Annotated in this window: 30 protein-coding genes and 1 other annotated feature; of the genes, 10 read left to right on the top strand and 20 right to left on the bottom strand. The window is 54.2% G+C overall.

Features of this window, described 5'->3' with window-relative positions; translation table 11 throughout:
* Positions 1–9: 9 nt before the first annotated feature.
* Together ACFWUB_RS09285 and deoD are read right to left on the bottom strand one after the other, a co-directional pair.
* Positions 10–834, bottom strand: coding sequence for an amidohydrolase family protein (locus tag ACFWUB_RS09285; RefSeq protein ID WP_020310541.1), 825 nt, complete (start codon positions 832–834; stop codon positions 10–12).
* Between the two features lie 6 nt (positions 835–840).
* Positions 841–1,548: a purine-nucleoside phosphorylase gene (gene deoD, locus ACFWUB_RS09280; RefSeq protein WP_020310542.1), complete on the bottom strand. Its 708-nt coding sequence runs from the start codon at positions 1,546–1,548 to the stop codon at positions 841–843.
* A gap of 105 nt (positions 1,549–1,653) precedes the next feature.
* Between deoD and ACFWUB_RS09275 the strand changes: the two genes are divergently transcribed.
* The 3 genes from ACFWUB_RS09275 to ACFWUB_RS09265 are packed head-to-tail and all read left to right on the top strand — an operon-like array spanning position 1,654 to position 3,421.
* On the top strand, positions 1,654–2,442 hold the full coding sequence (locus tag ACFWUB_RS09275) for a DUF4931 domain-containing protein (protein ID WP_416183849.1): 789 nt from the start codon (positions 1,654–1,656) through the stop codon (positions 2,440–2,442).
* 23 nt (positions 2,443–2,465) lie between these two features.
* Entirely contained in the window at positions 2,466–3,194 is a 729-nt protein-coding gene (locus ACFWUB_RS09270; RefSeq protein WP_020310544.1) for a metallophosphoesterase, read from the top strand.
* Positions 3,191–3,421, top strand: a complete 231-nt coding sequence (locus ACFWUB_RS09265) for a hypothetical protein (protein WP_292261551.1) — start codon at positions 3,191–3,193, stop codon at positions 3,419–3,421. The genes ACFWUB_RS09270 and ACFWUB_RS09265 overlap by 4 nt, the downstream gene beginning before the upstream one ends.
* A 263-nt stretch (positions 3,422–3,684) precedes the next feature.
* Here ACFWUB_RS09265 and ACFWUB_RS09260 read toward each other — a convergent pair whose 3' ends face one another.
* From ACFWUB_RS09260 to ACFWUB_RS09230, 7 genes are read right to left on the bottom strand one after another with little or no spacing between them, the layout of a single operon-like run.
* A complete protein-coding gene (locus tag ACFWUB_RS09260) occupies positions 3,685–5,235 on the bottom strand; it encodes a histidine kinase dimerization/phospho-acceptor domain-containing protein (protein ID WP_416183848.1) in 1,551 nt (516 codons plus the stop codon).
* Positions 5,232–5,897, bottom strand: coding sequence for a response regulator transcription factor (locus tag ACFWUB_RS09255; protein ID WP_292298579.1), 666 nt, complete (start codon positions 5,895–5,897; stop codon positions 5,232–5,234). The genes ACFWUB_RS09260 and ACFWUB_RS09255 overlap by 4 nt, the downstream gene beginning before the upstream one ends.
* Entirely contained in the window at positions 5,872–6,381 is a 510-nt protein-coding gene (folK, locus tag ACFWUB_RS09250; RefSeq protein WP_292298577.1) for a 2-amino-4-hydroxy-6-hydroxymethyldihydropteridine diphosphokinase, read from the bottom strand. The genes ACFWUB_RS09255 and folK overlap by 26 nt, the downstream gene beginning before the upstream one ends.
* Positions 6,374–6,739 (bottom strand): dihydroneopterin aldolase, encoded by a 366-nt coding sequence (gene folB / locus ACFWUB_RS09245; RefSeq protein ID WP_416183847.1) that lies wholly within the window; start codon positions 6,737–6,739, stop codon positions 6,374–6,376. Before folB ends, folK begins: the two co-directional genes overlap by 8 nt.
* Positions 6,732–7,307 carry a GTP cyclohydrolase I gene (folE, locus tag ACFWUB_RS09240; RefSeq protein ID WP_020310550.1) on the bottom strand — a complete coding sequence of 192 codons (576 nt, stop codon included), beginning with the start codon at positions 7,305–7,307 and terminating at the stop codon, positions 6,732–6,734. Before folE ends, folB begins: the two co-directional genes overlap by 8 nt.
* Positions 7,308–7,328: 21 nt before the next feature.
* Positions 7,329–7,736 carry a DUF3592 domain-containing protein gene (locus ACFWUB_RS09235; protein WP_020310551.1) on the bottom strand — a complete coding sequence of 136 codons (408 nt, stop codon included), beginning with the start codon at positions 7,734–7,736 and terminating at the stop codon, positions 7,329–7,331.
* Positions 7,737–7,749: 13 nt separating this feature from the next.
* Positions 7,750–8,262 (bottom strand): ECF transporter S component, encoded by a 513-nt coding sequence (locus ACFWUB_RS09230; protein ID WP_020310552.1) that lies wholly within the window; start codon positions 8,260–8,262, stop codon positions 7,750–7,752.
* 89 nt (positions 8,263–8,351) lie between these two features.
* On the opposite strand from ACFWUB_RS09230, the gene ACFWUB_RS09225 reads away from it, so the two are divergent.
* Positions 8,352–9,458, top strand: a complete 1,107-nt coding sequence (locus ACFWUB_RS09225) for an acyltransferase (RefSeq protein ID WP_020310553.1) — start codon at positions 8,352–8,354, stop codon at positions 9,456–9,458.
* Between the two features lie 123 nt (positions 9,459–9,581).
* On the opposite strand, the gene ACFWUB_RS09220 is transcribed toward ACFWUB_RS09225, so the two are convergent.
* The 5 genes from ACFWUB_RS09220 to ACFWUB_RS09200 form a co-directional block, all read right to left on the bottom strand.
* Positions 9,582–9,968 (bottom strand): hypothetical protein, encoded by a 387-nt coding sequence (locus ACFWUB_RS09220; protein ID WP_020310554.1) that lies wholly within the window; start codon positions 9,966–9,968, stop codon positions 9,582–9,584.
* A gap of 70 nt (positions 9,969–10,038) precedes the next feature.
* Positions 10,039–10,533, bottom strand: a complete 495-nt coding sequence (gene queF / locus ACFWUB_RS09215) for a preQ(1) synthase (protein WP_292106443.1) — start codon at positions 10,531–10,533, stop codon at positions 10,039–10,041.
* Position 10,534: 1 nt separating this feature from the next.
* The gene (locus tag ACFWUB_RS09210) at positions 10,535–11,026 is read right to left on the bottom strand and encodes a QueT transporter family protein (protein WP_020310556.1); all 492 of its coding nucleotides are present in this window, start codon (positions 11,024–11,026) and stop codon (positions 10,535–10,537) included.
* A gap of 143 nt (positions 11,027–11,169) precedes the next feature.
* A complete protein-coding gene (gene lepB / locus ACFWUB_RS09205) occupies positions 11,170–11,730 on the bottom strand; it encodes a signal peptidase I (RefSeq protein ID WP_020310557.1) in 561 nt (186 codons plus the stop codon).
* Positions 11,731–11,792: 62 nt separating this feature from the next.
* Positions 11,793–12,218: a DUF523 domain-containing protein gene (locus ACFWUB_RS09200; protein WP_020310558.1), complete on the bottom strand. Its 426-nt coding sequence runs from the start codon at positions 12,216–12,218 to the stop codon at positions 11,793–11,795.
* A gap of 107 nt (positions 12,219–12,325) precedes the next feature.
* Between ACFWUB_RS09200 and ACFWUB_RS09195 the strand changes: the two genes are divergently transcribed.
* From ACFWUB_RS09195 to ACFWUB_RS09185, 3 genes are all read left to right on the top strand, one after another.
* A complete protein-coding gene (locus tag ACFWUB_RS09195) occupies positions 12,326–13,981 on the top strand; it encodes an acetolactate synthase large subunit (RefSeq protein ID WP_020310559.1) in 1,656 nt (551 codons plus the stop codon).
* A gap of 505 nt (positions 13,982–14,486) precedes the next feature.
* On the top strand, positions 14,487–15,674 hold the full coding sequence (locus tag ACFWUB_RS09190; RefSeq protein WP_416183846.1) for a transposase: 1,188 nt from the start codon (positions 14,487–14,489) through the stop codon (positions 15,672–15,674).
* Positions 15,620–16,120: a transposase gene (locus ACFWUB_RS09185; RefSeq protein ID WP_071602040.1), complete on the top strand. Its 501-nt coding sequence runs from the start codon at positions 15,620–15,622 to the stop codon at positions 16,118–16,120. Before ACFWUB_RS09190 ends, ACFWUB_RS09185 begins: the two co-directional genes overlap by 55 nt.
* Positions 16,121–16,479: 359 nt before the next feature.
* Here the strand turns inward: ACFWUB_RS09185 and ACFWUB_RS09180 are convergent, their stop codons facing one another.
* Positions 16,480–17,157, bottom strand: a complete 678-nt coding sequence (locus tag ACFWUB_RS09180; RefSeq protein ID WP_302680940.1) for a hypothetical protein — start codon at positions 17,155–17,157, stop codon at positions 16,480–16,482.
* 160 nt (positions 17,158–17,317) lie between these two features.
* Between ACFWUB_RS09180 and ACFWUB_RS09175 the strand changes: the two genes are divergently transcribed.
* Positions 17,318–17,722, top strand: a complete 405-nt coding sequence (locus ACFWUB_RS09175; protein WP_020723822.1) for a thioesterase family protein — start codon at positions 17,318–17,320, stop codon at positions 17,720–17,722.
* Positions 17,723–17,989: 267 nt separating this feature from the next.
* On the opposite strand, the gene ACFWUB_RS09170 is transcribed toward ACFWUB_RS09175, so the two are convergent.
* The 4 genes from ACFWUB_RS09170 to ACFWUB_RS09155 all read right to left on the bottom strand — a co-directional run bounded on the left by ACFWUB_RS09170 (position 17,990) and on the right by ACFWUB_RS09155 (position 21,448).
* A complete protein-coding gene (locus ACFWUB_RS09170) occupies positions 17,990–18,403 on the bottom strand; it encodes a biotin/lipoyl-containing protein (RefSeq protein ID WP_292261403.1) in 414 nt (137 codons plus the stop codon).
* Between the two features lie 35 nt (positions 18,404–18,438).
* Positions 18,439–18,924, bottom strand: coding sequence for a hypothetical protein (locus tag ACFWUB_RS09165; RefSeq protein WP_020310564.1), 486 nt, complete (start codon positions 18,922–18,924; stop codon positions 18,439–18,441).
* A 12-nt stretch (positions 18,925–18,936) separates the two neighbouring features.
* Entirely contained in the window at positions 18,937–20,466 is a 1,530-nt protein-coding gene (gene mmdA / locus ACFWUB_RS09160; RefSeq protein WP_302680941.1) for a methylmalonyl-CoA decarboxylase subunit alpha, read from the bottom strand.
* Between the two features lie 97 nt (positions 20,467–20,563).
* Positions 20,564–21,448, bottom strand: coding sequence for a LysR family transcriptional regulator (locus ACFWUB_RS09155; protein ID WP_301876688.1), 885 nt, complete (start codon positions 21,446–21,448; stop codon positions 20,564–20,566).
* A 464-nt stretch (positions 21,449–21,912) separates the two neighbouring features.
* Positions 21,913–22,157 (top strand) — a binding site (T-box leader).
* An 82-nt stretch (positions 22,158–22,239) separates the two neighbouring features.
* Between ACFWUB_RS09155 and ACFWUB_RS09150 the strand changes: the two genes are divergently transcribed.
* Both ACFWUB_RS09150 and ACFWUB_RS09145 read left to right on the top strand, forming a co-directional pair.
* On the top strand, positions 22,240–23,526 hold the full coding sequence (locus ACFWUB_RS09150; RefSeq protein ID WP_302680942.1) for an O-acetylhomoserine aminocarboxypropyltransferase/cysteine synthase family protein: 1,287 nt from the start codon (positions 22,240–22,242) through the stop codon (positions 23,524–23,526).
* 24 nt (positions 23,527–23,550) lie between these two features.
* Positions 23,551–24,486 carry a homoserine O-succinyltransferase gene (locus ACFWUB_RS09145; RefSeq protein ID WP_020310568.1) on the top strand — a complete coding sequence of 312 codons (936 nt, stop codon included), beginning with the start codon at positions 23,551–23,553 and terminating at the stop codon, positions 24,484–24,486.
* Between the two features lie 196 nt (positions 24,487–24,682).
* Here ACFWUB_RS09145 and upp read toward each other — a convergent pair whose 3' ends face one another.
* Complete coding sequence (upp, locus tag ACFWUB_RS09140; RefSeq protein WP_020310569.1) at positions 24,683–25,306, bottom strand: uracil phosphoribosyltransferase; 624 nt, start codon at positions 25,304–25,306, stop codon at positions 24,683–24,685.
* Positions 25,307–25,319 lie beyond the last annotated feature (13 nt).

Raw genomic sequence — 25,319 nt, 5'->3', positions numbered from 1 at the left:
CAAGGCCGGCTATAATCCCAGCTGGTAGATGCGGTTGGCATTGTTAAAGAAGACGTCATCCCAATACGTTTCAGGGATGAAATCTTTGACAAAGGTAATATAATCGGCAAAATTAGCCAGGGGCCAGTCGGTCCCGAACATGACCCGGTCATAAGAGCCGAGGTAGTTCAGCCAGTCCCGGAGCATGGAAATATAGCCCCGCTTATCCCGCAGGAAGGTGACCATGTCGGGTATCTTCCCTTCCAGGAGGCCTGACAAGTCGACGGCGACGTTGTGGTTCTTTTCCAGGACGGCAATGGCATCCTGCAGGAAGGGATTGCCGATGTGGCACATGACGAACTGGACATCGGGATATTTGACGGCCGCTTCATCGAGGGTCATGGGATGACTGTACTTCAAGAGGGCGTTGGCCGTAGCCGTCAGGCCCGTGTGGATGGCGACGGGCTTGTTATACTTCCGGGCCAGCTCGTAAATGGGGTCATAGAGCTCATCGTAGACGTAGACGTGGTTATAGCCCGGATAGAGCTTGATGCCGCAGCACTGCTTGCGCTTGAGGTTCTCTTCGACCTGGGCCGTCATGAGGTCCATATCGTCGTAAAAGACGTTGCTGTCCAGGCCGATGCAGTAGCTCATGTAATCGGGGTAGTGATGGCCTGCCGGGTCCAGGGTCTTGTTGCCCATGACGACGCCGTGGACGATGTTGTTGTCCTGAAAGGCCTTGTGCAGGCATTCTTCCGTATTAGTATAGCCCGCAGCCAGGGCAATCTGGTTGAAGCCGACGTAATCACAAAAATGGAAGTGGCTGTCAATGACCCGTAGTTCTTTAGCTCTCATAGGCGGTTACTCCTGAATAGCCGTTTCCAAGGCAATGCGGATCATATCGTCGAAGGACGTCTGCCGTTCTTCCGGCGTGCAGGCTTCGCCCGTCAGCAAGTGGTCGCTGACCGTGAACAATCCCAGGGCCTGAGCGCCGTATTTGGCAGCCAGCGTATAGAGGCCGGCCGTTTCCATTTCGACGGCCATGATGCCGTACTGGGTCAGTTTATCATTGTCGATTTCGTCATCGTAGAAGCGGTCGACAGAGACGATGTTGCCGACCCGCGCCGGGATGCCCTGTTTGACCGACTGTTCGTAGGCCTGGCGCAGGAGCGTGAAATCAGCCAGTGGCGCGTAGTTGATGGAGCCGCCGAAGATGTTGCGGATGATCGACGAGTCCGTCGTGGCCCCCTGGGCGATGATGACGTCGCGGAGCTTGATATCTTTGCGCATGGCCCCGCAGGTGCCGACGCGGATGAGCTTCTTCACGCCGTAATCGCGCATGAGTTCCGTCGCATAAATGGAAATGGACGGGATGCCCATGCCCGTGCCCTGGACGGACAGGCGGACGCCTTTATAGGTCCCCGTATAGCCGAGGATGTTGCGGATATCCGTGTAGCAGACGGCATCGTCCAAAAAAGTTTCAGCAATATATTTAGCCCGCAGGGGATCGCCGGGAAGCAAGATGCGGTCGGCGATTTCACCGTCACGAGCAGCAATATGAAGACTCATGATAAATTCCTCCTTAAAAATAGCATATCTGTATTATACCACATGGTTTGAAAATGGCTATCTCTATGCTACAATGTATAGTAGGTATCAAAAGGAGCGGTCGTCATGAATGAAAATCCCTTATCTCACATTTTGGAATATAATCTGGACCTGGGCAAGACCAAGCCCGACACGGTCCATCGCGATGAAAAGTATTGTCCCTTCTGCGACGTAGCCCACTTGAAGAACGTCATGGAAAAACGGGGCCCTATGATCTGGCTGGAAAACGCCTACCCCGTCCTCAAGGATTCGTGGCAGACGCTGATCATCGAAAGCGATGACTGCGATGGCGAATTTTCATCGTATACACCGGAATACGCCTTGAAGCTCATCGAATTCGGCCTGGAAAAATGGCAGCAAGTCAAGGACATGGGAAAATTCCGGTCCGTCGTCTTCTACCGCAGCCACGGCTACATGGCCGGCGGCACCATCCACCACCCCCATTCGCAGATCGTCGGCTTCAAGGACTACGACTATCACCAGGACATCAAACCTTTCCACTTCGTCGGGCCTTCCATCATTGAAGAAGACGGCCTGACGGTCAACTTGTCCCAGCGCCCGATCATCGGCTTTTATGAAGTGAACCTCATCCTCAAAGACCGGGGAAAGCTGGGGAAATTCGTCCGCTATATGCAGCTGACGGCAGATTATTTCATGCACTCCTTTGTCAGCTTCAACGACAGTTATAATATCTTTTTCTATGACTTCCCGGCTGACGATGCCTTGTATGTCAAAATTATCCCGCGCTTTCTGACCAACCCCCTCTACGTCGGCTATATGATTCCCCAAATCGCCAACGGAGGCCATTCAGCGCGCTTCATTCATGCCTTGCAGCAGCGCTTGCATGAAGTATAAGAAAGGACGGTTATTACAACTCTATGCGTTTATTTGCAATCGGTGATCTACATTTATCAGGCAATCCCCCCAAAAAGCCCATGGAAGTCTTCGGCAGCCGCTGGAAGAACCATTGGCAGCGCATCGCCGCCGACTGGAAGAGCCGCGTCAGTGACGACGACGTCGTCCTCATCGCCGGCGACACGTCTTGGGCCATGCACCTCAAGGAGGCCCAGGAAGACCTGGACCAGATACGGGCCCTGCCGGGTAAAAAAATCATAATCCGCGGCAACCACGATTACTGGTGGGAAAGTGCCGGCAAACTGAACCGGATGGACGCCGAGAATAATATGCAGTACCTCTACGGCTCGACAGCCGTCCTGGGCGACAAGGACATCGCCATCTGCGGCACCCACGGCTGGGTCTGCCCGGGCGACATCCACTACCAGGAAGACCGCGACGCCAAGCCCTATCGGCGGGAACTTTTGCGCGTCGAACGGACCTTGCAGGAAGCCGAGGCCCTGCAGTGCAAGCACACCATCCTCCTGCTCCACTACCCGCCGGTCTGCGATCTGACCAAGCCCAGCGGCTTTACGGACCTTTTGGAAAAATATCACGTCCCGCTCTGCGTTTTCGGCCATCTCCACGGCATGCAGCCTGGGACCATGTTCCCGCGCCGCTACAACGGGACGCTGCTCCAGCTCGTCTCGGCGGACTACCGGGACTGCAAGCTCTTAGAAATCAAATTCGACGGACAGGAGGCCCTGCGATGAGTCAAATAGCCAAAAAACACCTCTTAGCCGGCATCATCTTCGGCGACGCCGAAACGGGTGAATACATCTACCTCCCTGGCGGCGAAGTCGGGACCGACCAGCCGCTCTGCGTCTTTGAACACGACGGTCAAAAAGAAGACGTCGACCTGGACCGGGCCGGCTACCTCGTCGACCACCTGACCCTGAAAAAATGCAGCCACCCCACCTTAGGCAAGCGGTCGTTCTGATGGGAAGAACCCCTCCACCGCTTTGCGGTCCCCCTCCCCTTCGCAGGTGAGGCTTTCGGCTCCCCTGCGAAGGGGAGCTGGCGCCGCAGGCGTCTGAGGGGTTCTCTTCCAAAAAAGGCTAGTGGTTAGCCGATGGTTTTAAATTTAAAGCCATCTTCTACAAACTATAAAGCAAATGGGACCTCGCATGATGGCAAAAACCTTCGTGCGAGGTCCCATTTTTTATCCCTTACAACGACCAACGACCTACGATGAACGACGAGCTATCTCTTCTTTATGGTGAACCAGAAGGTGACGCCGTCTTTTTCGTTGCGGACGCCGTAGGTTTCCCCGTGGAGTTTCACCAGGGCCGCGACGGTCCCCAGACCCAGGCCGTGGCCGCCGAAAACGCGTTTCGGGCTGCGGGCCCGGGATGAATCGATCTTATAGAACGGTTCCCAAATGCGCTGCTGGTACGCTTCGCCGATATGGCTGCCTTCATTGTAGACACAGATGCGGTAGCGCTTCCCCAGGTCATCGGCAAAGACGTGGATATGCCTGCCGACGGGCGTATAGTCGATGGCATTGCTCAGGAAATTGGTCAGAATCGTATCGATCCGTTCCGGGTCGCCATAGACGTTCATTTCAGCTGGCAGTTCCCACTTGGCCAGGATATGCTTATCAGCCAGAGCCTTGGCAAAGCGGGCCTTGCTTTCTTCGGCCAGGGCCGTGAAATCAAAGACCGTCTGTTCCAGTTTGAAAGAGTCCGTTTCCAGACGCGACAAGTTGAGCAGGTCCTTGACGAGTTTATCCATCTTCTGGGTTTCACTGCGGATGACGGCACAGTAGCGCTGCTGCGTTTCCTTGTCGATATCCAGCGTGTCCAGCCCTTCGGCATAGCCCTGGATGATGGCCAGAGGCGTCTTCAGCTCATGGGAGACAGCCGACAGGAAGGACTTGCGCATGTGTTCCACTTCCTTGGCCTTGTCGAGCTGCTTCTGCAATTCCGTATTGGACTGCTGCAGAGCCGTCAGGGCGACGTTGAGCTGGTTGGCCAGCGTATTGATACTGTCGCCGAGCTCCCCGATTTCATCATTGAAATTCCCCTTCCAGCGCTTGGAAAAATCGAGGTGAGCCATGGCGACGGCCAGGTTCTTCAATTCTAGCAGGGGCTGGGTCATGCGCTGGGTCAAGAGAATCGTACCGATAATAGCCAGGACCAGCCAGATGAGGCCGCAGACGATGATGAACCGCTGGACGATGTAGATATTCTCCCGCAAGGGTGCGACGGACTGGCTGATAATGACGTAAGCTCCGTCTTGGACGCGGTCGATGAGATTGAAATGCTCGAAATCAGGCGTATCCTTATAGAGCTGGACCTTGCCCAGCACTTCTTCTTCAGGCATCTTGCCATCGAGCAAATCCCGTAGTTCGGCGATATGCAGGGGCAGGCGGAAGACCGGCTTGTCAGCAGCCGCTTCATTTTCTTTCCCTTGGACGATGACTTCTTCATCTTGTATATCTTTTTCCATAGGCAGATGGACCCGCCGGCCTGGCCGGGACGAATAGACCAATTTCCCCTGATCGACGATGAGCACATCCAAGGCATACTGCTGGCTCAGGTCGTCCAGCGAACTTTCATCTGAACCGCCCTCTTTCCGGTAGATATTGCTGATTTTCTGACTCGCTTCGACCATAGCTTCTTTCTTCATGGAATAATAGTAGCGTTCAAAGCCGAAGCCGACGGCAACCATGAGAGTGATAATGAAGAAAATCGTAAAAAAGCCGACATAGAGGCCGGCCTTAAATTTTAACGACCAGCGCCCTTTCCTCATTTGCCATCATAGCGGTAACCGTAGCCGCGGACTGTGCGGATATAGCGGCCTTTATCGCCGAGCTTGATGCGCAGGCGGTTGATGTGCGTGTCGACGGTGCGCAGATCGCCGTAGTAATCGTAGTTCCATACCTGGTTGAGGATCTGGCGGCGGCTCAGGGCCTTGCCGGTATTGCTCATGAGGTAGTTGAGGAGCTTGTATTCCGTCGGGCTCAGGTCGACGTTCTTGCCGTCGAGGACGACCTGACGGGCATCGCGGTCGATAGCGACACCCTCATCGGTTTCATGCGTTTCCTGTTCATTCTGGGAACGGCGCAGGAGGGCCTTGATCTTGGCGACTAAAATCTTCGGACTGAAGGGCTTGGTGATATATTCATCGGCACCGAGGTCATAGGCGAAGAGCTGGTCGATTTCTTCCCCTTTCGCCGTCAGCATCATGATGGGGACCGTCGATTCGCGGCGGATTTCGCGGCAGACCGTCCAGCCATCATAACCAGGCATCATGACGTCCAGAAGGATGAGGTCCGGATGTTCCTTATCATAGATTTCCAGCGCTTCTTTGCCGTCTGACGCTTCCAGGATTTCATAGCCTTCGGGTCTCAAGAAGTCGATGACCAATTGACGCATGAGCTGTTCATCATCTGCAATGAGTATTTTTTCCATAGTTACTGTCCTTCTTTCTGATAGAGTCTGTATCCGGCAACCGGTCCAGCCAGTCGCCGATCGGCCGGCCGCAAAGGATGAGGTCCGGCGCCAAGTCCCGCAAAGGGACCAGGACGAAAGCCCGCTGTGTGAGATAAGGGTGAGGCAAGGTCAGCGTTTCCGTCTCACACGCCTCGTCCGGGCTGTAGACGAGGTCGATATCGATAGTCCGGGCGCCCCATTTTTCGCGGCGCACACGGCCCAAACGCCGTTCAATGGCCAGACAGGCATCGAGCAGCTCCTGTCCGGACCCTTCCGTTTCGACAGCCACGGCCCCATTGATGAAGGCTGGCTGGTCGGTCTTGCCCCAGGGCGGTGTTTCATAAAAAGGCGAAACAGCCGTGACCGTCACGCCCGGCGTATCGGCCAGGAGGCGGACGGCCTGGCGAAGCGTCGCCATGCGGTCACCCAGATTGGCGCCGATGCTGAGATAGAACTTAGCCATGGCGCCGCCTTTCCAGGACGACGGCAGCGTCTTCAAAGGGCCCGCCGATGGGCGCCTGCGGCTTGTGGACGGTCACGGTCAGGGCCTGGACCAGCGGGAACTGGGCCAGGATGCGGTCGGCAATGACCTGGCCCACCCGTTCGATGAGGTCATACGACGGCCCTTCGACGACGGCCTTGACGACGCCATAGACGGCGCTGTAGTCGACGGTCTGCGTCAAGTCGTCGGTCTGGCCGGCCCGTTCCAGGTCCGTTTCCAGTACCAGGTCGATGTGAAAGGGCTGGCCATGGCGTTTTTCTTCAGGCAGACAGCCATGATAGCCATAGAAATGAAGTCCCATCAGGACGATTTTATCCATCTTTTTCCTCCTCCATGAGCAGTTTCCAGGCCTGGTCATAGGCGGCGGTCCCTTCTTTCAGGCAGCCTGACGACGCCGTCGTCACGATATTCGAGTCGATGGCCAGGCGGTCGCGCATGGTCAGGCACAGATGGGTCGCCTGGACGACGATCAGCACGCCTTCCGGGTCGAGGCCGCGGCGGATGGACTGACACAGTTCGTCAGTCATCCGTTCCTGGAGCTGAGGCCGCCGAGCCAGGATATCGACGGCGCGGACGAAATGGCCGAAGCCGGCAATGGTCCCCTTTTTCGGGTAATACGCCACATGGACGGAGCCGAAAAAGGGCAGCAGGTGGTGTTCGCACATGGAGTGGAAGCGGATGTTGCGGACGACGACCAGGCCATCGGTCTGAGTCGCAATGGGATCCTGCCACTCGTCATCGGGATTTTCCTTGAGGCCTGAGAAAAAATCAGCAAAAGCCTGGGCCACGCGGTGCGGCGTCTTTTCCATCCCCAGGGCCTGAAGGTCCAGTCCCAGGGCCTCTAAAAACTGCCGCATCGCAGCCACGGCTCTTTCATTTTCTTCCAACGTAACTAGCTCCTCCTTTATTTATAAAATGAAGTAATACGCAGCGATAAAGATAAGGCCGCCGACGATGATGAAAAAGGGACTGGCATACTGCTGCCAGATACTCTGTACGTGATCGAGATAGATTTCCTGGGGATCCGCCGGGTTATAGCGCAAATCCAGTTCGTCACCGGCCGTATAGTCCCATTCGGCATCGCCAAAGGCGTAACGGGCCTGATAGGTCTGGCCGTCTTTCGTCTGGAAACGGACGACGGGATAATACAAGGTCCCGCTCTTCATCTTCTTTTCTTCAAACCCGAGGAGCGTCCCTACAGCGGCGACCTTGCAGCGCCGCGTCATGCCGCGGAATTTCCAGCCGTGATAGGTCCCGACGGCGATGAACAGCACGCCGAGGATGGCCGGGAGATAATAAAAGATCTGCAGTAACATAATACCTTCCTTTCTATTCAGGACGAGAAGCGGCGAAGCGGCTCACTTCCCTGCCGATGACAGCCCCGATGACGCCCGTCACGACCTGAGGCCAGCTCATGGCAAACAAGAGCATATGCCGCACAGCCGGCGGAAAGGCGATGCAGGCAAAGAGCAGGTAAAAAGAGCCGTAAAGGATGGCCGCCTTGCCCAGGGCGCCGCCGCAGAAAGCCGGCAGGCCGTACCGCTGCCAGCGCCAGGCCGCCCAGACGTAGAAACTGTTGCCCAAGGCTACGGGAAAGACAAAGGGAAAAAAGGGCAGCATCCCTTCGAGCCAGGCAAAGACGGGCGTACAGGCGGCGACGACCAGGCCGGCCCGGCGGCCGACGGTGAGGACGGCCACGATGAGGCAGGCATTGACCAGGGAGCCGACGACGAACATACTGACCTGCGGCGGTATGGGGATGACCAGGCGCAGGCCCTGCAGGATCAAGGTCACGGCCAGGATGAGCCCGGTACGGGTCACATTTTTTATATCTTCTGTCATAAAACCTCCCCTGTCCAAGCTGGAAAAATTTGTTATAATAGGATATGTCATTATCCCAATTATCTTTATTGTATCTTTCGAGGTGTCAGATGTCAAAACGATTCATTCATTCCATCAATTATATGCGCGGTCTCTGCATGCTCGGCGTCATCGCCATCCACGTCGGATCCGTCGCTATCGTCAACCCGTCGCCTAATCTGGGACTGGTGGCCATCCTGGAAATCCTGTCCCGCTTTTCCGTACCGGCCTTTTTCTTCCTGTCGGCCTTCGGCATGTTCTACAGCCAGCCCCTGGACCAGCCCTTCGTCTACAAAGACTACCTGCGGCGCCGCCTGCGGACGGTCTTCGTCCCCTACCTGGCCTGGTCCCTGTTCTACATGGTCTACGTATCGGTCATCAGCCACAACTTCAGTGTCTTCCAGCCTTACGCCTTTTTCCGCACCTTATGGTACGGCCTGGCCATGTATCACATTTACTTCCTGGTCATCCTCTTGTGGTTCTACTTCCTCATGCCGTTGTGGCGGCCGCTCCTGCGCTTCATGGACAAGGCGCCGTGGCTCTCTTTTACTATCCTCTTTTTCGCCAACATGGTCTTCAACTTCTATTCCAGCTACATCTGGACGGTCCATTCCGACAATCCCCTCATCCAGGACGCCTTCAACTTCCGCCTGAACTACGTCGTCCTGCACTACCTGTTCATCTTCATGTTCGGTGCCTTTACGGCAGAACACTTCACAGCCGTGACGGACTGGCTGAAACGCCACGGCACGCTGGTCAACGTCTTCCAGGCAGCGACGACAGCGGGTATGCTGGCCGCCTACTACGGCGTCATGCACTACCTGGGCTACGACCCCTTGTCGGCAGTCTTCACTATCCATCAGCTCAGCCCTATCGGCATGGCCTATACCCTGTCGACGATGCTCTTCCTCCTCTACTGGTGGGAATGCCGGCCTGTCCCGCAATGGGTCCACAAGGTCTTCTCCCTCCTGGGCGACTACTCGTATCCCATCTACCTGGTCCATCCCGTCTTTCTCAGTGCCTGCACGGGCCTGGCCGCCCACTGGCACATCTACCTGCGGGCCGTCCACATCATCGCCATCTACGTCATCGTCACAGCCTGTGCCGCAGCCTATTCCTGGGTCGTCGTCGAACACAGACTGCCGAAATGGCTCAGCATCTGCGTCAAGGGGAAATGACATCGTATAAAAAAGGCTTGTCGCACGACGACAAGCCTTTTTAAGTTGTTAGTGGCTAGCAGTTAGTTGTTAGCGGATGGCTTTAAATTTAAAGGTTTTCTCTGAAAACTGCCAACTCCCACACTATTTTTTCTCATCCTTTTCCTTTACTTTGACCAATACATCATTGGCCATGCGGGCTCTGGCCTTGATGACGGCGTTGCCGTCTTTGATGGATTCCGGATAGAAGCTGCTCTTATACTTATGCTTCTTCGTCTTGGTAATCATCTTTTTCAGCTGGATCGTCTGGTCATCGATGTTATACACATAGGTGCAGTAGTCAGTCGTTTCGCCGGATTGTTCCACCGTCTCAAAGGACAGGATCTGGCGGCCCATATCGTAATAGAGCTTGGCCGAGTTCATGTCGATGGACGTATACTGGTTATATTGCCACATATTATCCGCTGCGAAGACCGATGCCGACAAGGCCAGGGAGAATCCCAGGGCCAAAAGCATTTTTTTCAATTTCACAGGTAACACCCCTTACTTCTGTTGTTTTTAGACTTATTATATCATGAAACAGCCGTAAAAGGTAATAGATTTAGCGATTATCTACCTTTTCAGGATATAAATCGTGCTGGGACAGGCGCTGCCAGGCCACGTCAGCCCAGGGCGTGCCGGGCCGGCCGTAGTTGCAATACGGATCGATGCTGATGCCGCCGCGGGGCAGGAATTTCCCCCATACTTCGATATATTTCGGGTCCATGGCCTGGATGAGGTCGTCCATGATGATGTTGACGCAGTCTTCATGGAAATCACCGTGATTGCGGAAGCTGAACAGATAGAGTTTCAGCGATTTGCTTTCTACCATGCGCTCACCAGGGACGTAGGAAATGTAAATCGTCGCATAGTCCGGCTGGCCCGTCATGGGGCAGAGACTGGTGAATTCGGGACAGTTAAACTTGACGAAATAATCCCGGTCTGGATGCTTGTTGACAAATGTTTCCAACAGGGACGGGTCGTAGTCCTGGGCGTACGTCGTGTGCTGATTGCCCAGCTGGGTCACGCCCTGCAGTTCTTCTTTACTTCGGCTCATATCAAAACTCCTTCTTCAAGACATAACGATGGCTCAGGGCCTGGATGAGCAGGACCCCGCAGATGGCCGGCGGCAGCTGACCGACAGCCAGGCTGCTGACCAGGACGGCGTAGGGCAAATCGAGCAGGTACGACAGCCAGGCGCTGACGCAGAGGGCCGGCACCCACCAGATGGGCAGGGCAGCCAGCCATGGACTATACTGACGCTGACGGATCTGGACGATGAGCCATGTCGTGGCCATGCCGACGAAGCAGCCGCCGATCATGTCGATAAAGCCCAGGCCGCCGAAGAGGAAATTGGCAATGAAGTTCGCAAGCCCCAAGGGGACCACCAGGAAGGGATATACAAAGGCCAATGCATAGAGCGACGTGGCGATGCGGATCTGATAGGGGCCAAAGGAAATCCCCTGAGTGACGTACAAGATGACGATGTACAGGGCCATGACCATGGCAGCGACGGTCATGCGTTTCGTATTCGCGAGAAAATTATACATAGGCGTAACCTCCTTCCAAAGAAAAGAAAAAAAGACGGGGTTGCCGAAACAATCCCGTCTGCATTGCAAGATACCATTGTAATGCTTCCTAGTTTTGTTTACCGACAGGATGGATTGCGAACTGTCGTATGCTCTTTTGAGGCCTACCAGATGACGTGGCCTAAGACGTGGTCGATGGGGACCGGGCCGATGAAGCGGCTGTCACTGCTGTGGTTGCGGTTATCACCCATGCAGAAGACATAGCCTTCGGGGATCTTGATTTCCCCTTTGCGGCTGTATTCCATCGGTTCATTGATGTACGGTTCATCTAAAGGCTGGCCGTTGCGCCATACCTTGCCATCATGGAACGCCAGCGTGTCGCCAGGACGGCCGATGACCCGCTTGACCCAGATGTTCTTGGTCTGCAGATCATGATTAAAGAAAGCCATGTAATTGTTCATCGGTTCTGCGACGTCATCTTTCCACGTGCGCGGATACTGGACGCGGCTGTCGATGATGACAATATCTCCATAGTTCGGGACTTCCCCCAGGACGTGATTCCATTTGGATACGATGAGGTATTCCCCGTTGTGCAGGGTCGGCATCATCGATTCACCGGAAACGCGTGTCGGCTGGAAGAAGAAGATATGGATGACCATGGCAATGGCCAACGCGATGATGATGGAATAAATCCATTCGTAAACTTCATGTAGAAACGTATTCACGCTGAAACCTCCTCACTTGCGTACTCGTATATTGTAGCAAACCAGGGGTATAAAAGCAAGGGTCAGAGCAGGTCGCTTTCCCCTATGATTTCAAGGCCTTCTGCGCGTAATAACGCCGCCGTCACGCCGTCGCCAGCCGTCAGGGTCCGTGAAAAAGTACCATCGTAAATCTGTCCATGTCCACAAGACGGACTTTTCTCTTTCAAGATGGCCTTCGTGCAATGGAACAGGCGGGCCAAGTACAGGGCCGCTTCGGCACCACGCCGGTATTGCGCCGTCACATCGGTACCGTCTGCCGTGACGACCCGTTCTCCCTGCCGTTCTGCCGGCGGACGCGGTGTCGCCAGGCCGCCGGCCTGTTCCGGACAGACGGGAATCAAATGGATATCATCCCGCCCGAGCAAATCCTGCACCTGCGGATAAACCTTCGTCTGACCATCATAGCGGCAGTACTGGCCGAGCAGGCAGGCACTGATTAGAACGTTCATAAAATCCTCCCTCTCAAATGATTGAAAAACAAGCTATACCATATTATAATACAGGTTGCAACACGAATTTCAACCTATCCATCTATCGTCAAAGGAGTGTTCACACCATGGAACAAAAGAAGACGCGCAACACAGCTGACTTTCTCGTCGAATGTCTGGAAGAAGAAGGCGTCCATTATATTTTTGGTATTCCCGGCGAAGAAAACCTCGCCGTCATGGATGCCCTGGAACATTCAAAGATTGAATTCATTACAGTCCGCCATGAACAGGGCGCAGCCTTCATGGCCGATGTCTATGGCCGTCTGACCGGCAAAGCCGGTGTCTGCATGGCCACCCTCGGCCCGGGGGCTACCAACCTGATCACCGGCGTCGCCGATGCCGACTGCGACGGGGCCCCGCTGGTCGCCATTTCCGGCCAGGTCGGCACCGATAAAATGCACATCACGGCCCATCAGTACCTCGACCTGCGGGCCATGTTCGAACCGATCACCCGCCGGGCCTACACCGTCGTCCGTCCGGACACGATGGCTGAAATCACCCGCCTGGCCTTCAAATATGCCGAACGGGAAAAACCGGGCGCTACCTTCATCGACCTGCCGGTCAACATCAGCAAGATGCCCGTCGCCGACGATGAAAAACCGTTGCAGCATAAGAGCATCCTGCCGGAAACAGCCCTGGAATCGCAAATCGAAGCGGCCGCTTCCATGATTTCCTATGCCAAGAACCCGGTCATCCTGGCCGGCAGCGGCGTCATCCGCAGCAAAGCGGCCAAACAGCTCACGGCCTTTGCGGAAAAACTGAAGCTCCCTGTCATCAACACGATGATGGCCAAAGGTGCCATTCCCTTTGACAACAAATATTCCATGTGGACCGTCGGCATCCCTATGGACGACTACCAGACGAAAATGCTGGAAAAGGCCAGCCTGGTCATCGCCGTCGGCTATGACATCATCGAATACGCTCCGGCCAAATGGCATCTGACCAATGCCGACATCATCCACATCGACACCATGCCGGCCGATATCAACAAGAACTATCAGCCCGAAGTCGAAGTCGTCGGCAACATCCCCAACTCGCTGGAACGCATCATGGCCAAAGCCGCCCGCCTGGCTGAACCGAAACAGTTCCTGGATATCCGTCAGAAGATGGTCGACGAACACGAAAGCTACGCCCACGATATGGCCTTCCCGGTCAAGCCGCAGAAAGCCCTCATCGATTGCCGCCGCGTCATGGGCAAAGACGACATCGTCATTTCCGACGTCGGTGCCAATAAAGTCTGGATCGCCCGCCATTACAACTGCTACGAACCGAATACGTGCCTCATCTCCAACGGCTTCGCCACCATGGGCATCGCCGTTCCCGGCGCCATCTCGGCCAAGCTCGTCCATCCGGACAAGAAAGTCCTGGCCATCACCGGCGACGCCGGTTTCCTGATGAACGTCCAGGAATTTGAAACGGCCTACCGCCTGGGCACGAACTTCGTCATCCTCATCTTCAGCGACTGCAGCTATGGCCTGATCAAATGGAAACAGGACATGCAGTACGGCCATCACCAGTACGTCGACTTCACCAACCCGGACTTCGTGAAACTGGCCGAAAGCTTCCACGCCATCGGCTACCGCATCACCAAGACCGAAGACCTCCTGCCGACCCTGAAAAAAGCCTTCCAGCAGAACAAACCAGTCATCATCGACTGCCCCATCGACTACGATGAAAACATGAAACTCACAGAACATCTGGAAGAACTGATGAAAACGTTATAAGAAAAAGGGCCTGTCGCACGTAATCGTGCACAGGCTCTTTTTATGTATGCAAAAACATCATAGCTTTATGGTCGTTCTTCATGGACGGTTTGCTCGGACTCAGAAGCGGCTTTGCCGCAATAGACTCTGGAAATCAGGCGCAGGAGCGCCAAAAGGCTCCCCTGTGAAGGGGAGCTGGCCGCCAACGGCGGTCTGAGGGATTCTTCTGAAGAGGTTGGCATCGGCCACCTGGCCCCTAGCTGGTTCGCGTGCTCCACTCCTCTTGCCGAGAGTGCCATTTGCTGGCGTGCTGAAACTCGCTGCGCTCAAACAAAGCAGCACGCCGGACGCAAATAGCACGCACGGCATCCGGCACGGCCTACCCGGACCGCGCCGGACCGAGGTCGTTCCCGCAATGTCACCCGCCAGGGGCCAGGCAGCCGTATCCATTAGGGCTGAACAAAAAAATCTGAAAAAAACAAATCCCGGACTGTAAAAAGCCCGGGATTGCGCGTAAAATAGAGTTATGACGACACTAAATACGCATGTCAATTATACAATATGGGAAGCGCCTTATCAACTATCACTTCCCTTGAATATTTCATTTCAGATTCCGGATGACGATCCCGTGCGGTTAGTGAAGCTGCTCATAGAAAGGATGGATTTATCACCGCTGTACCAGACGTATTCTCGTATCGAGAAAAATCAGGCTTCACCACGCCAGTTACTGGCCATCGTTATTTATGCCAGCATGAACCAGATTTTCAGTTCCCGTCGTATTGAATCGGCTTGCCGGAGAGATTTGAATTTTCAATATCTGCTGGAAGGGAAACCCGTTCCCGATCATGCGACTATCGCCCGTTTCCGTTCTCATCATATGGCGGCATGCAGCCGGACCTTGTTTGCCGACATGGATGCCGTCTTGGCTCAGGCCGGGGCCTTATCGCTGAAGAATTTGTTCATCGATGGGACAAAAATCGAATCTGTTGCCAATAAATACACTTTTGTCTGGAAGAAGAGTGTCACGAAACGGCAGGCCAAAGTATTAGCAAAAATTCCGGGCTTTATTCTTAAGACCCAGGAACTCTTTGGCATCCAAGTGCTCCATACACACGCTGTCCATCGGTACCATTTACGGCGGCTGTTGGGGAAATTAAAACGGCTTCAACGAGAAGGACACATCGTTTTCGTCCATGGCAAAGGCCATCGTAAGACGCCATTGCAAAAGGCCATTGAAAAAGCCAAGGATTTCCTGCATAAGACAAAAGAGTACGCCGTCCAGCTTCATTACTGCGGGGACCGGAACAGCTATGCCAAGACCGATATCGATGCCACCTTCATGCATCTGAAAGAAGACGCCATGAAAAACGGCCAGGTCAAGCCTGCATATAATGTACAATATAGCGTGGACGCTGGATTCGTTACCTGGGTCACTGTCGGACCGCAGACTTCAGATTGTACCACCCTGCTGCCTTTCCTCGAAGATTTTCGCAAGCATTTCCCTTTCCAGTATACCCGTATCATTGCAGATTCCGGCTATGAAAGCGAAGAAATTACACGAAGCTCGCCGAACAGGGGTATGATGCTTACATCAAACCGTCCGACCATGAGCAGCGGAAAAAACGCCGTTTCAAAAAAGATATTGGCAAATTCCAGAATATGGACTATGATGCGAAAAATGATGTCTTTTATTGCCACAATCACCGTAAGCTGACCTGTGTTGGGAAAAAGACCGAAACAACCAGCACGGGATTTAAAATACGCAAAAGCCATTATGTCTGTGAGGATTGTTCGGACTGTCCCTATAAGAAAGGATGCATTCATGGCAATCGCAGCAAGAAGCCGTTGGAAAAAAGGACGAAGCAATTAGAACTTTCTAAAAGGTTCCAAGCCCAACGGGCCGAAATGGAAGCTCACATCAGTTCTCCTACAGGGAAGATGCTTCGAATGAACCGTTCCATCCAGTCTGAAGGCGCTTTTTCCGACATCAAGGCGAATCTGTCGTTCCGGCGTTTTTTGAGCCATGGAACGGAGAACGCCCTGGCAACCAGCATCATACTGGCAATGGCCCACAATGTCTTGACCTTACATCACAAGCTGCAATCCGGCAATTTCGGGACATACCTTTATTCCTTAAAAAAAGTGAAAAAGAGTGCTTGAATAACCATATACATAGCAAAGGCACACGTTTTTTGCCGACTGGATGGCCGGTCTGTTTCGTGTACCTTTTTTACGTTTAGCTAAAAAAAGAGAATAGAACGATGAAATAGAATAAAAAAAGAGAGCTGTCGCACAAAGCCGAAATGGCTTAATGCGACAGCCCCTTTTTAGTGGCTAGTGGCCCGTAGGGGCCGTCCTATCAAGGCGGCCCGCAAGCTAGTGGCTAGGGGTTAGTAGTTAGTGGCTAGGGGCTCGCACGTGGCGAGCCCGCCCAGAGTTCGGCGACAATGTTCCCGGCCTTCGCAGGGATCCGGCCCGCCTGGATATCGGGCGCCAAACTACAAACTCCGTACTATAAACTATTTCTTAGGCATCTTTTCTGCTTTTTTCAACATATCCGTGACGGCGCTGATGATGTCGTCATCGCCTTCTTTGGCGATGTTGCCCAGGATGGCGGCGACTTCCATCGTATCGCCGTGCTGCCAGGCCAGGCAGTGGATGGTTTCCGTGAAGGGATTGCCGTTGATGACCAGGGATTTGGCGATGGTCCATTCATAAAAGAGATGGCCATTGGTCTTTTTCGCCGTCACCGGCGAGACGACGTGGAAGCCCTCTGGAAGGCGTCCCGGCATATTCTGGTTCAGCCGGTTCATGAGGATGCGCATATCCGGCCGGCTGCCGATATCGCGGAGATAAGAGTTTTCCCGGTTCTCCCCATAGACGGCCGCCTTGACGTCCCAGATGGTCGCCGTATAATGCAGTAGATAGGCATACTGGAAATCGGCATCGTCCTTCTTGACGACCTGATACGTTTCCGGCTGGATAGGAAAGATTCGTTCAAACAGGGCGATGACATCGTTGCCTTCATCAGCAGCCGTCAGCATGGGCTGCCGCCCTGACTGCATGTAGATATCATCGGGGACCGTGATGACGCCCCAGTTGGGGAACTTCGACAGCGTCCCTTTATCCTTGGCCAGGGCAGCCGTCCCCATCGCCAAGACGGCGGCTGCCACCAGCACGATTGCTTTAATTTTCATGGTTTCACTCCTCGTTTTTCTTACACAATGACACGTCCATTGTATCTCATGACGCTTTGTCTGTCAAAAAAGAGGAAAGTATGATATGATATAGTTATGTAAATCGCCTCAATCTATACGGTTCAGGCATATTCCCATTTATTTAGGAGGTTATACCACTATGGAATTCAACATCAAAGCCAACTCGACAGCAGAAGTTTCTGAAAAATGCACGGAAAACAATACGGCCATCAAATTGGGCAGCGGCAAATCCCCGGTCTACGCAACGCCGGCCCTGGTAGCTCTCATGGAAAACGCAGCCATCAACGCCTGCGACCCTCAGCTCCCGGAAGGCTATAACACCGTCGGCATCGCCATGAACGTCAAACACGTCGCCGCTACGCCTATCGGCCTGACCGTCACGGCCAAAGCCACCCTGATCGAACAGGACCGCAAAAAACTGACCTTCAAAATCGAAGCCCACGACGAAGCCGGCCTCGTAGGCGAAGCCACCCACGACCGCTTCATCATCGAATCGGCACCGTTCCTCGCCAAAGCCGAAGCCAAAAAAGCTGCAGCAAAGTAGTGGCTAGTAGCTAGTGGCTAGTAGGGGCCGTCCTGTCAAGGCGGCCTGCAAGCTCGTGGCTCGTATAAAAAAAGAGGCTGTCTTCATAGGACAGCCTCTTTTTTGAGTTTGAAGTTGAAAGTTTAAAGTGGATGTTTTTAAATTTCAAGCCATCCGCTAACCACTAACGGCTAGCCACTAGCCACTTTTTTTACGGCTTGCGGCCTGCGAACTGCGGTCTGCGAACTGCGGCCTGCGGAACGCCCTTTGGGCGTCCCCTACGAGCCACTATTTTACAATAACAGCCAGTACGTCGCCGGTCTTTACGTTATCGCCGGGGTTGACGCGGATTTCGTGGAGCGTTCCGTCTGCCGTCGCCGTGATGTCGTTCTGCATCTTCATGGCTTCCAGGACGAGGATGATGTCGCCTCGTTTGACGGCTTTGCCAGCTTCAGCTTTGAGGGCCGAAATCTTGCCCGGCATGGGGGCCTTGACGGTGATGGCACCTTCCGGGATCGGGCCGCCTACGGCGGGAGCCGGCGTGGCAGCCGGAGCCGGAGCCGCTGCCGGTGTCGGTGCGGGAGCTGCCGGAGCCGGTGCGGCTGCAACCTGCGGAGCTGGAGCCGCTGCCGGAGCGCCTCCCATTTCTTCGACTTCTACTTCATATGCTTTTCCATTGACGGTAACCTTGAATTTTTTCATATATATAATCCTCCTGGATTTAAATATTCACTTCATTAACGACTCATACCACCCAGGCGGGCTGCCATAGCCCAGCTTTCCCGATGGCGTTTATAACCGCGTTTCTGCGGACGGATAGAACGGATTGCCGACGGCGGATAGCCATAGGCGGCAACAGCGGCCATGATGACAGCGACGACTTCATCGTCTAGGCCATCTTGAGAACCTTGGGGGGCCGTTTCTTTTACGACAGCCATCGGCCGGGCTGCGACGACGGCGGGCTGGCGCTGGCCGACAGGGACGACGGGGTTCGTCAATTCCGATTTTTCCGCTTCTTCCGGTTCCGACGGGACCGTTTTTTCAACCTTGACAGGGTCCTTCAAATTTTGGACGGCTTCGGCCAGTTCTTTGACGCTCTGCTGGAAGTCGGCAACGTCCTTCATCTTGTCTTCCAGAGCGCGGAAGCGGGTATTATAGTACCGGCTCAGGACCAATGTCATGGCGACCAGCAGGACGATGACGGCAAATTGAATTTCTATCATACAGCAGCCTCCTTATAACGGCATGTTGCCGTGTTTCTTCGACGGCCGTTCTTCCCGCTTGCTGTAAAGCATAGCCAGGGCGCTGATGATGCGCGGACGCGTTTCCTTCGGTTCGATGACGCAATCGATCTGGCCGTGTTCGGCTGCTTTATAGGGCGTCGAAAATTCATTGATATATTCCTGTTTCTTCTTTTCTTTTTCCGGGTCGTGCTTAAAGATGATATTGGCTGCACCATCGGGGCCCATGACGGCGATTTCTGCCGACGGCCAGGCCATGACCATGTCGGCGCCGAGCTGGCGGCAGCACATGGCGATGTAGGCACCGCCGTAGGCCTTGCGGGTGACGACGGTAATCTTGGGGACCGTCGCTTCACAGTAAGCATAGAGCATCTTGGCACCGTGGCGGATGATGCCGCCGTATTCCTGAGTCGTCCCAGGCAGGAAGCCCGGTACATCGACGAAGGTGACGACAGGGATATTGAAGCTGTCGCAGAAGCGGATGAAACGAGCCGCCTTGTCCGATGCGTTGATATCCAGGCAGCCGGCGAGGAACTTCGGCTGGTTGGCGATGATACCGACGGTCTGGCCGTCAAAGCGGGCGAAGCAGGTGATGATATTGAGGGCATAGTTTTCCAGGACCTGGAAGACATTGCCGTCGTCGACGCAGGATTTGATGACGTCGAGCATATCGTAAGGCATGCTGCTGTCGTCGGGGATGACCGAATTGAGGCTTTCGTCTTCGCGATTCGGGTCATCGTCCGATTCGACGACCGGCGCTTCTTCCATATTGTTGCTGGGCAGGAAGTCGAGGAGGGCCTTGATCTTTTCGATGCAGTCGTCTTCATTTTCACAGGCAAAGTGAGCCACGCCGGAAATAGAGCTGTGCGTCATGGCGCCGCCCAATTCTTCGGCCGTCACTTCTTCGGCCGTGACCGACTTGATGACGGCCGGGCCCGTGAGGAACATATCCGACGTATTCTTGACCATGAAGACGAAGTCCATCAGGGCCGGACTGTATACGGCACCGCCGGCGCAGGGCCCCATGATGACGGCGATCTGCGGGATGACGCCCGATGCGGCCGTATTATTCATGAAGATGCGGCCAAAACCGGACAAAGCATCGACGCCTTCCTGGATGCGGGCACCGCCGGAGTCATTGATGCCGATGACAGGGGCTCCCATCTTCAGAGCCATTTCCTGCATCTGGGCGATTTTATGAGCGTGCATTTCGCCGAGCGAACCGCCTTCGACCGTAAAATCTTCGGCATAAGCGAAGACCAGGCGGCCGCGTACCGTACCGTAGCCGGTAACGACGCCGTCGCCGGGGATTTCCTTTTCCTGCATGTTGAAATTCATGCAGCGATGATGGATGAACTGCCCCATTTCCGTGAAGCTGCCTTCATCAAATAACTTAGCCAGCCGTTCGCGGGCTGTCATCTTGCCTTTTCTATGTTGCGAATCAATTCGCTTCTGACCGCCGCCCATCTCGATTTTCGCGAGCTTTTCATGGAGCTGGTCAATCTTTTCCTGAACTGTAGCCATTCTTATACCTCCAGTATCAAAGTATTTTATCAGGTCACATAACAATAAATTATATCATAGAATATCCAAATTTTATAGTCTTTTAGTCGTCAAACTCCTATTTTTCCGGGCTGCCGTTGACGGCCTGCCAGACCTGGGCGACGAACTTGCCCGCTGCTGGGGACATTTCCTGGATGTCTGGGACGGCGATGCCCAGCGAAATCGACTGGGCCGGGGCCAGAGGCCTAAGTTCGACGCGGCCAGCCCACTTCTCCGTCGTCAGGCGGTTGTTGACGCTGATTCCCAAACCCTCTTCGACCATGCAGTACGCCGTATACGGGTCGGTCGTCGTGAAGCGGACATCGGGCTGGACCTGATTGGCTGCCAGGAAGCGGTCGATATCCGTATCGTGATCCGGCAGAGGGATGATAAAAGGCGCCCCGTTCAGCCATTCTACGGGAATCTCCTTTTCCGCCGTCCAGGGATGATCCGGCGGCAGCCAGACGACGAGCTCATCGTCCTTCAAGGGAATCCAGTCATAGGCCACATCCGCTCCGGGCTTGGCGGCCAGACAGCAGTCGACGGCCTTCTCATTGAGCCACTGGGCCAATTCCTGATTCGTCCCTTCTAACAAATGGACTTCCACCTTGGGATACTGGGCCTGGAAACGGCGCAAAATCTTCGGCAGCCACGCCGCGGCGGCACTATAATAACTGCCGATATTGAGGACCCCGGCCAGGACGCCTTGAATGGCCGCCCCCAAGTCGGCGGCCTTTTGCGAAGCCCTGACGACTTCCTGAAAGACCGGCACCATCTGCTGGCCATTGGCCGACGGCCGGACGCCCTGCTTGTTGCGCACGAGCAGAGGGAAGCCGATTTCCTTCTCCAGCGAACGGATCATACGGGTCATCCCCGACTGAGTATACCCCAGTTCCTTGCCGGCCGCCGTCAGACTGCCATATTGAATCGCCAGGAGCAAAGCCTGACATTTTATACTATCCATATCACTTATTCACCCATTTCGTCATGACATACATGCTAAATCACCGTTTGTGTCATATCTTATTATACCGTATAATAAGGCCATCCGTAAAGGATTAGACCCAAATGAGGACCCATTATGACTACTTTATTACCCTTCGCCTCAGACTATATGGAAGGCGCATACCCGGAATAACCATGAATTTCACAGCTCAAAGTGGATACGGTACTGATTATTCGTTCATCGAAATTCGGTCCTGTCGGCCCTAACGGTTCAAAAAGGCTCTGGGACGGCCCCTATGCACGAGGCCGCTGTCCGTGTATTTTTTCGGTCCGCAGGACCGCGGCGGCCAGCGAACTGCCTCCTAATAATTCACTGCGTTTTGTTGAAACATATAACGTTTAACGTCAATTTACTTGAAATTTTTTGCGAAAATCATTTGACAAAGTCCGTTTTTGATGGTAGACTTACGTCAACAACTTGATAGTGTTGCAATGAAGAGAAGAGTACACGATAGGAATTGGCACAGAGAGTTCCCATTTGGTGAAAGGGAATGCAAGGGTCATCGTGGAAGATGGACTCCGAGCAGATTGGTCGAACAGTTAGGCCGTCCGGGCGTGCCCGTTACAGCACTATGGTATTCAAGGCTCATTTGCCTGCGTACCTGAAGAGGCTCATCCTGTGAGGGATGAGTAAAATTGGGTGGTATCACGGTGCTTCCGTCCCTTACTTGGGACGGAAGCTTTTTTTATTACAAGGCTTTCAAGTTTATATTACATTATATATTTTTTAATATTAGGGGGAAATGTATTATGAGCGAAAACACAAACTACAAATTCGAAACATTACAGCAGCATGCAGGTCAGGTACCGGATCCGGCAACGGGTGCCCGCGCCGTTCCTATTTACCAGACCACATCTTATGTCTTTAAAGATACACAGCAGGCCGAAGACCGCTTCGCTTTGAAAGACGCTGGCTACATCTACAGCCGTCTGACCAACCCGACGCAGGACGTCCTGGAAAAACGTATCGCAGCCCTCGAAGGCGGCACAGCCGGTTTGGCTACAGCCAGCGGCGCTTCGGCTATCGCCTACTCCATCATCAACCTCGCCGGTGCTGGTGACGAAATCATCGCTGCTCCGACCTTGTACGGCGGCACAGTCGAACTGTTCAGCGAAACCTTCAAACACCTCGGCATTACGACGCACTTCGCCGATCCCGACGACCCGCAGTCCTTTGCCGAATACATCAACGACAAGACCAAAGCCATTTACCTCGAAAGCCTCGGCAACCCGGCCATCAACATTCCGGACTTCGAAGCTATCGCCAAAATCGCACACGACAACGGCCTTCCGGTCATCGTCGACAACACCTTTGCTACGCCGTTCCTCTTCCGCCCGCTCGAACACGGTGCTGACGTCGTCGTCCATTCGGCTACGAAATTCATCGGCGGCCACGGCACGACCCTCGGCGGCCTCATCGTTGAAAACGGCAAATTTGACTGGGCTGGCTCGGGCCGTTTCAAAGAATTCGCTTCGCCTGACGAATCCTACAATGGTGTCAACTTCGCCAAGGATATCCCTGGTGCCGGCTTCGTAACCCGTATCCGCGCCAAAGCCCTCCGCGACCTCGGTGCCTGCATCAGCCCGTTCAACGCATGGCTCCTCATCCAGGGCCTGGAATCCTTGTCCCTGCGCATCGAACGCCACGTCGCTAACGCCCAGAAAATCGCCGACTTCCTGGAAAACCATCCGAAAGTCGCTAAAGTCAACTATCCGTCCCTCCCGTCTTCGCCGTACTACAAACTGGCTCAGAAATACTTCCCCAAGGGAACCGGTTCGATCTTCTCCTTTGAATTGAAAGACGGCTATGCAGCTGCCCGTAAATTCATCGACAATGCGGACATCTTCTCCGACCTGGCTAACGTCGGCGACTCCAAGTCCCTCCTCGTTCACCCGGCTTCGACGACGCATCAGCAGCTTTCGGAAGAAGCTCAGCGCGCCTGCGGTATCACACCGGGCACGATCCGTATCTCTGTTGGCCTCGAAAACATCGAAGACCTCCTCGCCGCTGTTGAAAAAGCACTGGAAACCATCTAAGACTATTGTAAGGAGAAATGCACTATGCCTATTAAAATTGCTGACGGTCTTTCCGCCAAGGAAAAACTTCACGAAGAAGGTATCTTCACCATCGATAAGGGGCTGGCCCTCCATCAGGATATACGGCCGCTGCGCATCCTTATCCTCAACCTGATGCCTTTGAAGAAACCGACAGAGCTGCAGCTTCTCCGCCTCCTCGGTGATTCACCGCTCCAGGTCGAAGTGGACTTCTGCCATACGGACAGCCATGAGAGCACCCACACCGACCCGTCTTATTTAGAAGAAAACTACTACGTCTTCGATGAAATCAAGGATAACTACTACGACGGTTTCATCATCACCGGCGCCCCGGTCGAACAGATTCCCTTCGAGTCTGTCGACTACTGGCCGGAAATGAAGACTTACTTTGAATGGGCCAAGACACATGCCTTCTCGACGCTCCACTTCTGCTGGGGCGCCCAGGCAGCCCTGTATTACTACTATGGCATCGAAAAGCGTCTCCTGCCGGCCAAGCTCTTCGGTATCTTTGAATACCAGCTGACCCAGAAGCACCATCCCCTCCTGCGGGGCTTCGATGACCGTTACTTCATCCCCCAGTCGCGGCATACGGCGATTAACGACATCCAAGTCTACAATACGCCGCAGCTCGACATCCTCTCACGGTCCGTCGAAAACGGCATCAACATCATCGGTACGCCGGATCACCGCCGTTTCTTCGTCCTCGGTCACTTCGAGTACGACCGGCGGACCCTGGAAGAGGAATACCTGCGGGATAAGAAAAAGGGCCTGCCCATTGCCGTGCCCAAGAACTACTATCCTGGTGACAACGATACCAAGCAGCCGTACTTCACGTGGTGCAGCTACGCTCACCTGTTCTATCACAACTGGCTGAACATCGTCTATCAGGAAACACCTTATGATTTACAAGCCATCGCCAAGGTCCATCCTTGTGCGCATTGAAAAAAGGCCTGTCGCATTTGCGACAGGCCTTTTTTACACCGTAGGGGGCGCCACGTGGGCGACCCGTTGTGAATGTGGATGATTCTCTAAACTGGACAGAAAATCACACAGATTCCAGGGCGGGCTCGCCACGTGCGAGCCCCTACAATAAACTACAAACGATCTTTATTTTCGCTAAACGACCTACAATGAACGATTACTTCGTTCCGAAGATGCGGTCGCCGGCATCGCCTAAGCCGGGGACGATGTAGCCTTGGTCGTTGAGTTTATCATCGAGGGCAGCGACGTAGATGCGGACGTCTGGATGGTCGGCGTTGACTTTCTGGACGCCCTGGGGCGCTGCGACGAGGCACATGAGCTTGATGTTCTCGATGCCTTTTTCTTTGAGCAGCGTAATGGCAGCCGATGCACTGCCGCCGGTAGCCAGCATGGGGTCGACGATGATGAAATCACGGTCTTCTACATCGGGCAGCTTGCAGTAGTATTCGACCGGTTCCAGCGTCTGCGGGTCACGGTAGAGGCCGATGTGGCCGACTTTGGCCGTCGGGATGAGGTTGAGCATGCCCTGTACCATGCCCAGACCGGCGCGCAGGACCGGGACGATGCCCAGTTTCTTGCCGCTGATCTGTTTGCCTATCATCTTGGCAACAGGCGTTTCGATTTCGACGTCTTCCAAGGGCAGGTCCCGTGTGATTTCATAGCCCATGAGCATGGTGATTTCTTCCAGGAGGTTGCGGAAATCCTTCGAACCCGTTTCCTTTTTCCGCATGAGTGTGACTTTGTGCTGAATGAGCGGATGATCCATTACTTGTACGTGCATGTGTGAAATCCCC

Origin of the sequence: Megasphaera sp. (genome assembly GCF_047831605.1) — a bacterium.
GTDB classification, from domain to species: domain Bacteria; phylum Bacillota; class Negativicutes; order Veillonellales; family Megasphaeraceae; genus Megasphaera; species Megasphaera intestinihominis.
This window is presented reverse-complemented; position numbering and strand designations above follow the sequence as displayed.